The following is a 12919-nucleotide window of genomic DNA, read 5'->3' as shown; positions in this document are numbered from 1 at the left end:
GTGCAGCCGGAACACGCCATGCGCCGACACCACGTCAGGTCCCGCAGCCGCGACGGCCGGTCGCGCTCGAAGCAGATCGTCCCCGCGCCCGGTCCCTCCAGCGCGCCGGCGAACCGCGCCGGCCGCGCCTCCTCGGGCCCCGGAGAGCGGACGAAACAGGTCGGCGGGCCCGCGGCCGTCGCCGCTCGCCGCTCGCCGCTCCGGAGGCGGGGCGATGCGGTGATCGCTCACAGCGAACAGGCCCCGGGGAACATTCGTGAGCTCACATGCATTGAGTCGGCATAACTCAACTTGACTGCCGAAGGGGAGATCATGGCTTCTGAGTCCAAGCCGTCCGTGCCGCTGACGCTGCCTGTGCTGCCGCTCGACGACGAGGTCGTGCTGCCCGGGATGGTGGTTCCGCTCGACCTTTCCGACAACGACGTGCGGGCCGCGGTCGAGGCCGCGCAGGCCGCCGTGCGGGGTGGTGGCGGCAAGCCGCGGGTGCTGCTTGTGCCGCGGGTGGACGGGACGTACGCCGGGACCGGTGTGCTCGGGATCGTCGAGCAGGTCGGGCGGCTGTCCGACGGGGATCCGGGGGCGCTCATCCGGGGGATCGGCCGGGTGCGGATCGGGGCCGGGACGACCGGGCCCGGCGGGGCGCTGTGGGTCGAGGGGACCGTCGTCGAGGAGGTCGTGCCGGAACCGCTGCCGGGGGCCGTGACCGAGCTGGTCACCGAGTACAAGGCGCTCGCCACCAGCTGGCTCAAGAAGCGCGGCGCCTGGCAGGTCGTGGACCGGGTGCAGCAGATCGACGGCGTCGGCGCGCTCGCCGACAACTCCGGGTACTCGCCCTTCCTCACCGTCGAGCAGAAGGTGGCGCTCCTGGAGACCACCGACCCCGTCGCCCGCCTCAAGCTGGCCACCGCCCAGCTCCGCGAGCACCTCGCCGAGCAGGACGTCGCCGAGACCATCGCCAAGGACGTCCAGGAGGGCGTCGACAAGCAGCAGCGCGAGTTCCTGCTCCGCCGCCAGCTCGAAGCCGTCCGCAAGGAGCTGCGCGAGCTCAACGGCGAGAAGGACGGCGAGGAGTCCGACGACTACCGCGCCCGCGTGGAGGCCGCCGACCTGCCCGAGTCCGTCCGCGAGGCCGCCCTCAAGGAGGTCGACAAGCTGGAGCGGTCCAGCGACCAGTCGCCCGAGGGATCCTGGATCCGGACCTGGCTCGACACCGTCCTCGAACTGCCGTGGAACGAACGGACCGAGGACCGGTACGACATCCAGGGCGCCAAGGCCGTCCTGGACGCCGAGCACGCCGGCCTGGACGACGTGAAGGAGCGCATCACCGAGTACCTGGCCGTGCGCAAGCGGCGCTCCGAGCGCGGGCTCGGCGTCGTCGGCGGGCGGCGGGGCGGTGCCGTGCTCGCGCTCGTCGGGCCGCCCGGTGTCGGCAAGACCAGCCTCGGTGAGTCCGTCGCCCACGCCATGGGGCGGAAGTTCGTGCGCGTCGCCCTCGGCGGCGTACGGGACGAGGCCGAGGTCCGCGGCCACCGGCGGACGTACGTCGGCGCCCTGCCCGGCCGGATCGTCCGCGCGATCAAGGAGGCCGGGTCCATGAACCCCGTCGTCCTCCTCGACGAGATCGACAAGGTCGGCTCCGACTTCCGCGGCGACCCCGCCGCGGCCCTCCTCGAAGTCCTCGACCCGGCGCAGAACCACACCTTCCGCGACCACTACCTGGAGGTCGAGCTCGACCTCAGCGACGTCGTCTTCCTCGCCACCGCCAACGTCCTCGAAGCCATCCCCGAGGCCCTGCTCGACCGCATGGAGCTGGTCCGCCTCGACGGCTACACCGAGGACGAGAAGGTCGTCATCGCCCGCGACCACCTGCTGCCCCGGCAGCTGGAGCGGGCCGGTCTGGAGACCGGCGAGGTCACCATCGACGAGGCCGCGCTGCGCAAGCTGGCCGGCGAGTACACCCGCGAGGCCGGCGTCCGCACCCTGGAGCGGGCCGTCGCCCGGCTGCTCCGCAAGGTGACGGCCCAGCACGAACTCGGCGACCGCGAGCTGCCGTTCACGGTCACGCCCGAGGACCTGCGGGACCTCATCGGGCGCCCGCACCACGTGCCCGAGTCCGCCCAGGACCCGGCCGAGCGGCGTACCGCCGTCCCCGGCGTGGCCACCGGACTCGCGGTGACCGGCGCGGGCGGCGACGTCCTCTTCGTGGAGGCGTCCCTCGCCGACCCGGAGACCGGCGGCGCCGGCCTCACCCTCACCGGCCAGCTGGGCGACGTGATGAAGGAGTCCGCGCAGATCGCGCTCTCCTTCCTCCGCTCGCACGGCGCGGAGCTGGAGCTGCCCGTCACCGGCCTCAAGGACCGGGGCGTGCACATCCACTTCCCGGCGGGCGCGGTCCCGAAGGACGGCCCGAGCGCGGGCATCACGATGACGACCGCGCTGGCCTCGCTGCTCAGCGGCCGGCTCGTCCGCACCGACGTGGCCATGACCGGCGAGGTCTCCCTCACCGGCCGGGTGCTGCCCATCGGCGGCCTGAAGCAGAAGCTGCTCGCCGCGCACCGGGCCGGCATCACCACCGTGGTCATCCCCAAGCGGAACGAGGCCGACCTGGACGACGTCCCGGCCGAGGTCCTGGAGAAGCTGGAGGTCCACCCGGTGACCGATGTCCGTCAGGTCCTGGAGATCGCCCTGGCCCCGGCGGAGGTCCCGGTGACCGTCGCCGCCTGAGCCACACCGGCAGTGGCGAGGCCCTGGGTACGCGCGCGCACCCAGGGCCTCGCGCGTTCAGGCCGGGGTCGTACGGCGAACGGCCTCGACGATCACCGAGGCCAGCGTCGGGTCCCCGGCGTGGGCGGCTCGCTGGAGGTCCGCGCCGGTGCCCCGGGCGAGCAGCCGCGCCACCCCCGCCTCGGCACGCTCCCGGTCGCCCGCGTCCTCCAGGGCGGGGCGCACGTGGTCGAGCAGGGTGTGCAGGACCTCGCCGGCCGGGCGCGGCCGCCAGCTGAGCGGGTCGAGCAGCTCGCCGCCGAGGCCGTACCGGCTGGCCCGCCAGGCGGCGAGCCGCAGCACGACCGTCGACACCGGGTCGGGGAGCCCGCCCCGCCGCCACTCCCGGGCCGCGGTTTCCACCAGGGCGCGGCTCAGCACCGCGAGGAGGACCGTGTCCTCCAGGTCCAGGCAGACGTCGCCGACGCGGATCTCCACGGTCGGGTAGCGACGGGAGAGCCGGGCGTCGAAGTACACCATGTGGTCGTCGATCAGCACGTCGCTGGCGAGCATCTCGCGGGTGGTCCGCTCGTACGTCGCCACGTCCCCGTACAGCTCGCTCGGACCGGACATCGGCCAGCGCTGCCACAGCTGGTGGCGCCAGCTGGCGTAGCCGGTGTCGACGCCCTGGAAGTAGGGGGAGTTGGCGCTGAGCGCGAGGAGCGGGGCGAGCCAGGGGCGGATCCGGTCCAGGACGCCCACGCCCTCCTCGGCCGAGGAGAGGTGGACGTGGACGTGGCAGGCGCAGGCGAACTCCTCGTCGACGAGGTGGGCGTACCGGTCGTGGATCCGCCGGTACCGGTCGTCGGGGGTGAGCAGCGGACCGAAGTCCATGGGCGCGGTCGCGAGGGCCGCGACGGCCACCCCGGCCTCCTTGGCGGCGGCGGCCGCCGCGAGCCTGGCCCGGCGCAGCTGGTCGGCGAGCTGGGGCGTGGTGGTGCAGGGGGTGGTGCCGATCTCCAGCTGTTCGGCGTACAACTCGGGCTTCGCCGGTTCCGGTGCCTCGGCGTGACGCGGCCCGGTGTCGGCGTGCCAGGCGGCGATCTCGGTGACGGTGCCGGAGAGGGGCTGGGGGAGTCCGCTGTCGGGATCGACCAGGAGGAGCTCCTCCTCCACCCCGAACGTGCGCAGCCCTTCCCCGCGGTGGTAGACCCACCGCTGCTGGTTCCGCATGGAGCGCTCTCCTTCACGGGCGGACGGTGGTGCGCTGACGGCCGTTCGAACAGAGCTTTCACCAAGGCTGTCCACGAACGTCCCGTCTTCCACCCGTCCCGGCGCAGATGGCGCGAAGTCGCCCCCCGGAGCGGACTCCGGGGGGCGACGGGCCGGGAGAGGAGGGCGGGCTTCCCATCGGGGGCCGCCGGAGGGGCGGAGCGGACCCTCGCCCCGCCCTCGCCTCCCGCCGGGTCCTCCGGCCCCGGGAGACCCGGGAGCCCTGGGAGCCGGAGGAGACCTAGGAGACCTAGGAGCCGGAAGGAGCGGAGGGGGCGGAGGAGCCGCGGCGGCGGCCCAGGAGCAGGCTGCCCGCGCCGAAGGCGGCGAGCGCGCCCGCCCCTGCCAGGGCCATCGGCAGCGGGGAGGCGGGGGCGGCGGAGGCCTCGGCGGAGAGCGCCGGCGGCAGCTCGTCGCCGCCGTGGCCCGCGTGGCTGACCGTGGACAGCTCCGCGCCGGCGGCCAGTTCGGCCTCGGTGGGCGCCTCGGCCTTGGCGGCGGTGGCGGCGGTGGGCGCGGCGGCGGCGGTGCCGAAGGTGACGTCCGAGCAGCTGTAGAACGCCTCGGGGCTGTCGTTGCGCTGCCACACCATGTAGACGACGTGGCGGCCGGTGCGCTCGGGCAGGTTGCCGGTGAAGGCGTAGTAGCCGTCGGTGGCGGTGCGGGTGGTGTGGTGCACGGCCGCCGGGGTGGCGTCGAGGTCCGACCACTTCAGCGGCTGCGTCGGGTCGAAGCCGTCCTTGGTGACGTACATCGTCATCGTGCCGGAGTGGGCGGCCGTGGCACGGATCCGGAAGTCGTAGGGGCCGGGCTTCACGGGGGTGGCGGCCCAGTCGGTGCGCGCCCAGTCCAGGGCCCGGTACTTCTCGCGGTTCGCCGAGCAGAGCTTGCCGTCGGGGATGACGGCCTTGTGGTTGCCGTCCGCGTTGGCGATGTTGACCTCGTTCCAGTCGTAGAGCGGCTGGGTGCCGGAGTCGGAGACGAGGTCCTTGCAGACCTGCGAGTCGGGGCTCTCGGGGCCCTCGGCGAAACAGGCGGCGATCCGACTCACGGGGTTGAAGACGGCTCCGTGGGCGGCGGCGCCGGTGGGGGTGAGGGCGACGAGGGCGGCAGCGGCGGACAGGGCGGCGACGCCGGCGGCGGTACGGCGGGAGGACGGCATGCGGGGGCTCTCTCTCGTGCGTGGGGGAGTACGGAACGAGCAACGCGCGCGGGGCGCACGGAAGTTGAAATCCGCGCGGCCGGGTAGAGACTCGCATTGGTCCATACCAATCGGCAAGGGGGTGTGCCGAAAAAGGGGGTGTGCCGAAAAAGCCCCGACTACGGGAGACGGCGGCCCCGGGGGTGCCGCCGCACCCTTGGGACCGCCGTCTCCGCGCGGACGTCAGCCGTTGGCGAGCGCCCGGACGCGGGAGAGGTCGCCGTTGAAGTGGTTGTGGTCGCCGACCGTCGGGCCGGACGAGGTGTACTGCCACATCGTGTAGTACGGCCAGCCGGCCGGGAGTTCGCCGACCGTGGAGGAGTACCGCGCGATCCACAGCGGGTTGGTCGAGGCGAAGCCGGAGTAGTTGCCGGTGCACTGCTTCCACCAGCTGGTCGCCGTGTAGATGACGGCGTCGCGGCCGGTGCGGGCCTTGTACCGGTTGAGGAAGTCGCGGATCCAGGCGACCATCCCGGACTGGCTCTTGCCGTAGCAGGTGGCGCCGTACGGGTTCCACTCGATGTCGAGGACGCCGGGCAGGGTCTTGCCGTCCTTGGACCAGCCGCCGCCGTTGTTGACGAAGTAGTCGGCCTGGGCGGTGCCGGTCGTCGTGTCCGGGGTGGCGAAGTGGTACGTGCCCCGGATCATGCCGACGTTGTACGAGCCGTTGTACTGCTGGGTGAAGTACGTGTTCTTGTAGTAGGTGCCCTCCGTCGCCTTGACGTAGGCCCACTTGACGCCGCTGTTCCAGAGGGTCGTCCAGGCGACGTTGCCCTGGTGGCTGGAGACGTCGACGCCCTCCGTCCAGGTGGCGAGGGCGGAGACGCCGCCGGAGGGGGCCGCGCCGCGGCCGTCGTGCTTGAGGACGCCCATGCCCATGTGGGCGGTGCCGCGCGCGGGGGTGGCGGCCCGGGCGCCGGGGTCGGCGGCGCCCGCCGGGCCGGCGAGGGGCAGGACGAGGGCGGTGGCCGCGAGGCCGGCGAGCAGGGAGAGGGGGACGGATCTGCGCACACGCATGGCGTGACTCCCAGGGGGTGGAAGTGGTGTGGACATGTCAGTCACGTGCTCGTCGGCGACTCTACGCACGTAGACCGGGGCGGTGGAAGAGGGCCCGGGTTCCGCCGTTGGTCTACTCCTGCGAAATACTGAAGGAGCTGCGGCGATGCCCGCGGCGGCGGGAAACTTTCAGCCGACGAAACACGCGTGGGAGGTGCGGGGTGCGCGCAGGCGGCACGACCGGCGAAGACGACATCCCGCTGGGTCCGGGCGCCGGCGGGACCCGGCCCGGAGGGGGCCCCGAGGCGGGGGAGGCGCCTGGGGAAGGGGCGGCTCCCGAGGCCGGGGCGGCGCCTGAGGCCGGGGCGGCTCCCGAGGCCGGGGCAGCACCTGAGGGAGAGGCGGCGCCTGAGGAAGGGGCGACCCCCGAGGCCGGGGCGGCGCCTGAGGCCGGGGCAGCACCTGAGGGAGAGGCGGCGCCTGAGGCCGGGGCAGCACCCGAGGAAGAGGCGGCTCCTGAGGAAGAGTTGGCTTCTGGCTCGGGCCTCACCGAGGGCCCTGCGCCCGTGTCAGGCTCGGCGCCCGTGGCCGCCGAGCGGGAGTTCCTCGCGCTCGAGCGGGAGCTCGCGGTGTTCCTGCGGCGGGCGCGGGCGCAGTCGGGGGAGATGGCGCGGGAGGTGCACCCGGAGCTGGAGTCGTCCGCGTACGGGCTGTTCGTACGGCTCGACGACGCCGGGCCGCAGCGGGCCACCGAGCTCTCCGCCTACTTCGGCGTCGGCAAGGCCACCCTGAGCCGCCAGCTGCGCGCCCTCGAACAGCTCGGCCTGGTCGCCCGCGACCCCGACCCCGCCGACGGGCGCGCCTCCCTGGTGCGGCTCACCGACGAGGGCCGCGACCGCTTCCGGCACGTCAGGGACGCCCGCCGCGAGCGGTACGTCCGCAAGCTCGCCGACTGGGACCGCGCCGAGGTCGCCGAACTGGCCCGGCTGCTCCACCACTTCAACCAGCGCTCCGAGGGCTGAGCCCGCCGGGCCTCAGAACTCCACGTACACCGCCGTCGCGTCGTCGTGGAGCTTCCCGGGGCGCCGGCCGGCGTCCGCCGACTCCAGCGCCCGGACCCGCTGGAGCAGCCCCGCCGGGCCCTCCTTCGCGAGGACGCCCGCGCACTCCGCCCAGTCGCCCGCGCCGAACCGCTCCACCCAGCGGCTCGCCCCGTCCGTGAGCGCCGCGAGCGCCCGCACCTCCGCGAGCGGGGTCGTACCGGTCACCGCCCGATCCGCCACCGAAGGGTCCGCCGCCGCCGTGAAGAAGCCGCCCTCGCGGTTGCGCAGCCGGTCCGCCGCCTCGTGCGAGCGCAGCGCCTCCCGCGGGATCCGGTCCAGCCGGTCGTCCCGCACCGCCCGGACCGCACCGTCCGGCGCCCGGAGCAGCAGCACCGAGTCGGAGAGCACCAGGTGTTCGACCGCGGTCGCGTCCCACCGCGCGAGCACCACGGTCGCCTGAGGCGTACGCACGTGAGAAAGGTCACAGGTGTCCGCGTGGAGCTCCGCGGTGCGCCGGATTGCCAGCGCCAGGATCTCGGACAGCGTCAGATCGGCGCGGGAAGCGGACAGTTCGGTCAAAGTCCCACCGAGGCGCGCGGTGAACCACGGCACCGTGTGCACACAGCCCACCTCGCCCGCGGGGGGTGTCACGCCGTCCAGGAGGACGAGCGTCCCGCCGCCGCCCGAGGCGGGCAGAGCTGCGGCGGCCCAGTCCTCGTTGGGCCGTTCGGGACTGCCGGGAAGGGTGGCGACCTCGCTGCGCATGATGTCCAGTGTGCCCGGCTCGCGCGACGTCTTCACAACACCTGCAAAGGGCCGAAAATGGCCTGTACCAACCGGCCATGAGTGCCGGAGGAGGCGGAATCGCGAGCTCCGGCGAGCTGCGGGCGGGCATCCTGCCAAAGCCCGCCCCGAAGATCCAGCCGGGGGCCGCCGGCGCCCGCCGGCGGCGCCCGCCGGAAGTTGTTCGCCAACTCCGGAGTGTTGTTCACTCGTTCGGGTGGCGGAGCGGCCGATGCCCGTCCCCTGCCGAGAAGCGCTGGAATGGTCGGAAGCCGTACCAGGGGTGGGGGGCGGAACCTCGTGACCGGCCGTCACCTCTGCTGTGTGGGCGGACGAGTCAAGAATGCGAGCACCGGTGCAGAAGAAGCGGCCTCGGAGCATGAACGGCGCGCGGAGCCAGACCCCCGGTGAGCCGCCGAACCCCGGCACCCCGCCGACCACCCCCGGCACCCCGCCGAACTCGGGAAGCACCCTCACCACAGGAGCGCCCGCCCCCGCGCAGACCCCCGGCGGCCGCGACAAGCGCGTCCGCAACCGCCTCGTCGCCGGTGTCGCCCTCGTCGGCGTCATCGTCCTCGGCGCCGGCGCCCCCGCCGTCCTCACCGCCTACGACGGGCTCGACGAGTCCCGGCGCCTGGTCACCCTCGCCGAGCTCGACCGGCAGGCCGTCACCCTCGCGCACTCCCTCGCCGACGAGCGCGACGAGGTCGTCGCCTTCGTCGCCGCGGGCCGCGAGGAGCAGACCGGACCCAAGAAGAACCGGCGGGCCCTCACCGCGGCCAAGTCGGCCCGCGTCGACCGGCAGATCGACGAGATCCGCCCCGCCGCCTCCGACGCGCTGCGCCGCGAGCTCGCCGACGTCGCCTCCGTCCGCCGCGCCGCCGTCACCGGCAAGGGCACGCCCCTGGAGGCCCACAAGGCGTACAGCGACGTCATCGCCTCCCTCCAGGCGCTCGCCGACCAGCTCGCCGAGCGCACCCCGCCGCGCGCCGCCGACCCCGGCGTCACCGGCACCACCCGGGCCCCCGCAGACCTCGGCCGCGCCGTCGAACAGGCCTCCTCCACCCGGGGCCTGCTGCTCGCCGCGCTCGTCACCCCGCAGCCCGAGGCAACCGGCGAGCTCCGCTACGACGCCACCACCGGCACCTACGTCGCCGAGGAGCCCGAGGGCAAGGAGGAGGCCGAGCACGCCCGCGACCTGCTCAGCGCCGCCGCCCAGCAGGCCCGGGTCCGCGAACTCGCCGCCCTGGGCGACTTCGACCGCTCCGCCGGGCCCGCCGCCCGCGACTCCCTCGCCGCGACCGTCACGGGGCCCGAGGTCAAGACCGCCGAGCTGGCCCTCGGCCGGCTCACCGACCAGCCCGCCCTCACCGAGGCCGAGACCCGCACCTCGCCGTCCGCCCTGGACGCCGCGCTCTCCGCCCGCATCGAGCAGATGCGCGGCGTCGAGTCCTCCCTCGCCGCCAAGCGGGTCGAGCGGCTCACCGCCCTGCGCGACGACGACGTCACCGCGCTCGAACTGCGCCTCGCCCTCCTCGGCGGCTGCCTGCTGCTCGCCGTCGGCGTCTCCACCTACGTCGCCCGCAGCCTCACCCGGCCGCTCTCCGTGCTCCGCCGCGGCGCCGCCCGGCTCGCCGCCGCGTCCGATCCGGCCACCGAGGAAGCCGTCCGCTTCACCGGCCGCAACGACGAGTTCGCGCAGGCCGTCCGCTCCCTCAACACCCTCCACGGCCGGCTCGCCGCCCTCTCCGCGCACACCGGCCGGCTCACCGGCGAGCGGGCCGGCCTGGTCGCCGCGCAGGAGGCCGCCGAGGCCGGACTCGCCGCCCAGCGCGCCGAGCTCCAGGGCCGGATCGCCGTCCTCACCGCCGACCTCGAACGGCTCCGGGACACCGTCCACCACACCTTCGTCAACCTCTCGCTGCGCAGCCTCGGCCTCGTCGACCGCCAGCTCGCCGTCATCGAGAAGCTGGAGGAGCGCGAGCAGGACCCGGACCGCCTCGCCACCCTCTTCAAGCTCGACCACATGGCGACCGTCATGCGCCGCCACAGCGAGAACCTGCTGGTCCTCGCCGGCCACGAGCACGTCCACGGCCACGCGGGGCCGGTCCCGCTCGTCGACGTGCTGCGCGCCGCCGTCAGCGAGATCGAGCGGTACGAGCGGGTCACCATCCAGTCGCTGCCGCCGCACGCCCAGCTCGCCGGCTTCGCCGCCGACGACCTCAGCCACCTCGTCGCCGAACTCCTGGAGAACGCCACCTCGTTCTCCCCGCCGGACGCCGAGGTCCAGCTCTCCGGCTGGCTCCTGGAGACCGGCGAGGTCATGCTCTCCGTCCAGGACTCCGGCATAGGGATCCCCGAGCACCGGCGCGCCGACCTCAACGCCCGGCTCGCCGCCGCCGACCCGGAGGCCTTCGAGGGCGAGGGCCTCGGCATGCGGGTCGTCTCCCTGCTCGCCGCCCGCCACGGCGTCGGCGTCGAGCTGCGCGAGCAGAAGCCGGGCGGCACGGCCGCCGTCGTGGTGCTGCCGCTGCCGCTGCTGCCGACCGCGCCGCCGGCCGCCGTCGCCGAGCCGGTGCGGATCGCCGCCACCGGCCCCGTACCGGTCCTCCACCTCCCCGGCTCCGAGGCCGAGGCCAACTCCAACGCCCTCCCGTCCCGCACCCGCGACCCGCTCGTGGAAGCGGCGGAACGCGCCTTCCGCGAGGCGCAGACCGAACCGGTGGCGACGGAGCCCGAACCCGAGCCGGTGTACGAGGCCGCAGCGCCCGCCCCGGAGCCGTTCGAGTCCTTCGAGCCCATCCAGCCCGCCGCGCCCGCCGCGCCCGCCGCGCCCGCCGAGTCCGTCGAGCCCGTCGAGTCCTTCGAGTCCGTCTCCGAGACGACCCTCCAGGTGCGGCTCCCCGACCCGCCGCCCGAGCCGGACCGTCACGAGCGGGCCGCCGAGGCGTCGGTCGCGGCCGTGCCGGAGCAGGCGGGACCGGTCGACGAGGCACAGGTGCCGGGGCCGCGCCCCGCGCAGTGGGAGCGGGTGACCGACAAGGGCCTGCCCAAGCGGACCCCCCAGGTGGTCAGGGCGCCCGCCGCGCCCTCCGCGCCCCGACAGGGCTCGGTCGACGCCGAGGCGCTCCGCCGCCGGCTCGGCGGCTTCCACCGGGGCGCCGTGGCCGGACGCCGGGACGTCGAGGCGGAGATAGCCGCCGGGAGCACCACGCGTACAGAGGAGATGACGGGGGACACAGTCGAGGAGGCACGCAGTTGACCGCCACGGGAACGAGCACCACGAGCACGACCGCGCCGGCCGGCGCCTACGGATTGAGCACGGAGGCCCGCAACCTGCAATGGCTGCTGGGCAACCTCGTGGAGGAGGTGCCGGGCGTCCGCTCGGTCGCCGTCGTCTCCTCCGACGGGCTCCTGCTGCTCTCCTCCGACCCCGAGGAGCGGCCCGGCGCCGCCGGTGACGGGCACGCCCGCGCCCGGGGCCCGCGCGGCTCCAGCGCCGACCTGGCCACCATCGTCTCCGGCATCGGCAGCCTCACCGTCGGCGCCGCGCGCCTGATGGACGGCGGCGGGGTGAAGCAGACCATGGTCGCCATGGAGGAGGGCAGCGTCTTCGTCATGTCGATCAGCGACGGCTCGCTGCTCGGCGTGCACGCCGAACCCGACTGCGACATGAGCGTCGTCGCGTACCACATGGCGCTCTTCGTGGGCCGGGCCGGACACGTCCTCACCCCCGAGGTCCGCAGCGAGCTGCGCAAGTCGATGGAGAGCCCCCGGTGACCTCGCTGACCGCCGCGGGCCACCGGCTGCCGGTACGCGGCGAAGGACGGCGCCCCGCGCGCGTGCGCCCGTACTCGCTGACCGGCGGCCGCACCCGCTTCGGACACGTGCTGCTCGTCGAGACCTTCGTGGCCGCCCTGGAGGCGCCGCTCGCCCGCAAGGTCCTCACCGACGGCGGCCCCGGCGCGCGCGGGCTCATGCCCGAGATGCGCGCCATCGTCGAGATATGCCGCCGGATGCGGACGGTGGCGGAGATCTCGGCCCTCCTCAAGATGCCGTTGGGTGTCGTCCGGGTGCTCCTCAGCGACCTGGCCGACCAGGGAAAGATCCGCGTGTACGGGACCGGTCACGACACCGGCCAGCCCGACCGCGCGCTCCTCGAAAGGGTGCTGAGTGGACTCCGCCGTCTCTGACGCCACCGCCGTCGACACCGCCGTCGACACCCCCGCCGCCGCGATCCCCGTCCAGCCCGGGCCCGCCGGGGAACCGGATCCCGCCGGAGAACCGGATCCCGCCGGGGGACCCGATCCCGAGGACGGCGCGCAGGACTGGCAGCTCGACCACTCCCGCGCCCCGATCGCCACGAAGATCGTCGTCGCGGGCGGCTTCGGCGTCGGCAAGACCACCTTCGTCCGCGCGGTCTCGGAGATCACCCCGCTCCAGACCGAGGCGCTGATGACCCGGGCCAGTGAGGAGACCGACGACCTCACCGCCACCCCGGACAAGCTCACCACCACCGTGGCGATGGACTTCGGCCGGATCACCCTCGACAACGACCTGGTCCTGTACGTCTTCGGCACGCCGGGGCAGCAGCGCTTCTGGTTCATGTGGGACGACCTGGTGCGCGGCGCGATCGGCGCGATCGTGCTCGCCGACACCCGCCGGCTCACCGACTGCTTCCCCGCGCTCGACTACTTCGAGAGCTGCGGCCTGCCGTACGTCGTCGCCGTCAACCACTTCGAGGGCACCGAGCGGTTCGAGCCGGAGGACGTCAGGGAGGCCCTGACGATCACCGCCGAGGTCCCCGTGGTGATCATGGACGCGCGCAAGCGCTACAGCGTCGTCGAGACGCTCCTCGCCATGGTCGAGCACGCGCTCTCCACGACGCCCGAGTAGCCGTCCCCCTCCCTCCCCGTTCTCG

At 74.3% G+C, this 12919-nt stretch carries 10 protein-coding genes; 6 read left to right on the top strand and 4 right to left on the bottom strand.

The window, feature by feature from the left end:
* The first annotated feature begins 312 nt into the window (after positions 1 to 312).
* Entirely contained in the window at positions 313 to 2724 is a 2412-nt protein-coding gene (gene lon, locus HHL19_RS07445) for an endopeptidase La (RefSeq protein ID WP_169086863.1), read from the top strand.
* A 57-nt stretch (positions 2725 to 2781) separates the two neighbouring features.
* On the opposite strand, the gene HHL19_RS07440 is transcribed toward lon, so the two are convergent.
* The 3 genes from HHL19_RS07440 to HHL19_RS07430 form a co-directional block, all read right to left on the bottom strand.
* Complete coding sequence (locus HHL19_RS07440) at positions 2782 to 3936, bottom strand: glutamate--cysteine ligase (RefSeq protein ID WP_169086861.1); 1155 nt, start codon at positions 3934 to 3936, stop codon at positions 2782 to 2784.
* Between the two features lie 289 nt (positions 3937 to 4225).
* Entirely contained in the window at positions 4226 to 5137 is a 912-nt protein-coding gene (locus tag HHL19_RS07435; protein WP_169086859.1) for a lytic polysaccharide monooxygenase, read from the bottom strand.
* Between the two features lie 222 nt (positions 5138 to 5359).
* A complete protein-coding gene (locus HHL19_RS07430; protein ID WP_169086857.1) occupies positions 5360 to 6193 on the bottom strand; it encodes a lysozyme in 834 nt (277 codons plus the stop codon).
* A 563-nt stretch (positions 6194 to 6756) separates the two neighbouring features.
* Here HHL19_RS07430 and HHL19_RS07425 point away from each other — a divergent pair.
* Positions 6757 to 7194, top strand: a complete 438-nt coding sequence (locus HHL19_RS07425; protein ID WP_346768526.1) for a MarR family transcriptional regulator — start codon at positions 6757 to 6759, stop codon at positions 7192 to 7194.
* A gap of 12 nt (positions 7195 to 7206) precedes the next feature.
* Here HHL19_RS07425 and HHL19_RS07420 read toward each other — a convergent pair whose 3' ends face one another.
* On the bottom strand, positions 7207 to 7980 hold the full coding sequence (locus HHL19_RS07420) for a protein phosphatase 2C domain-containing protein (protein ID WP_169086853.1): 774 nt from the start codon (positions 7978 to 7980) through the stop codon (positions 7207 to 7209).
* A gap of 397 nt (positions 7981 to 8377) precedes the next feature.
* Here HHL19_RS07420 and HHL19_RS07415 point away from each other — a divergent pair, with 397 nt between their 5' ends.
* From HHL19_RS07415 to HHL19_RS07400, 4 genes are read left to right on the top strand one after another with little or no spacing between them, the layout of a single operon-like run.
* Positions 8378 to 11260 carry a nitrate- and nitrite sensing domain-containing protein gene (locus HHL19_RS07415; RefSeq protein ID WP_240981468.1) on the top strand — a complete coding sequence of 961 codons (2883 nt, stop codon included), beginning with the start codon at positions 8378 to 8380 and terminating at the stop codon, positions 11258 to 11260.
* Positions 11257 to 11778, top strand: a complete 522-nt coding sequence (locus tag HHL19_RS07410; protein WP_169086849.1) for a roadblock/LC7 domain-containing protein — start codon at positions 11257 to 11259, stop codon at positions 11776 to 11778. The genes HHL19_RS07415 and HHL19_RS07410 overlap by 4 nt, the downstream gene beginning before the upstream one ends.
* Positions 11775 to 12191, top strand: a complete 417-nt coding sequence (locus HHL19_RS07405) for a DUF742 domain-containing protein (RefSeq protein WP_169086847.1) — start codon at positions 11775 to 11777, stop codon at positions 12189 to 12191. Before HHL19_RS07410 ends, HHL19_RS07405 begins: the two co-directional genes overlap by 4 nt.
* Entirely contained in the window at positions 12172 to 12894 is a 723-nt protein-coding gene (locus HHL19_RS07400) for an ATP/GTP-binding protein (protein ID WP_169086845.1), read from the top strand. The genes HHL19_RS07405 and HHL19_RS07400 overlap by 20 nt, the downstream gene beginning before the upstream one ends.
* The last annotated feature ends 25 nt before the right edge of the window (positions 12895 to 12919 follow it).

The organism is Streptomyces sp. R302 (assembly GCF_012927245.1).
GTDB lineage: Bacteria > Actinomycetota > Actinomycetes > Streptomycetales > Streptomycetaceae > Streptomyces.
Note: the sequence above shows the minus strand (reverse complement) of the source record. Positions and strands in the feature narration are given on the sequence as shown.

What these genes read in the sequence shown, in the direction of transcription:
- lon (WP_169086863.1), top strand. Translation starts at nt 313, where the DNA reads ATGGCTTCTGAGTCCAAGCCGTCCGTGCCGCTGACGCTGCCTGTGCTG.
- HHL19_RS07440 (WP_169086861.1), bottom strand. Translation starts at nt 3,936, where the DNA reads ATGCGGAACCAGCAGCGGTGGGTCTACCACCGCGGGGAAGGGCTGCGC.
- HHL19_RS07435 (WP_169086859.1), bottom strand. Translation starts at nt 5,137, where the DNA reads ATGCCGTCCTCCCGCCGTACCGCCGCCGGCGTCGCCGCCCTGTCCGCC.
- HHL19_RS07430 (WP_169086857.1), bottom strand. Translation starts at nt 6,193, where the DNA reads ATGCGTGTGCGCAGATCCGTCCCCCTCTCCCTGCTCGCCGGCCTCGCG.
- HHL19_RS07420 (WP_169086853.1), bottom strand. Translation starts at nt 7,980, where the DNA reads ATGCGCAGCGAGGTCGCCACCCTTCCCGGCAGTCCCGAACGGCCCAAC.
- HHL19_RS07415 (WP_240981468.1), top strand. Translation starts at nt 8,378, where the DNA reads ATGAACGGCGCGCGGAGCCAGACCCCCGGTGAGCCGCCGAACCCCGGC.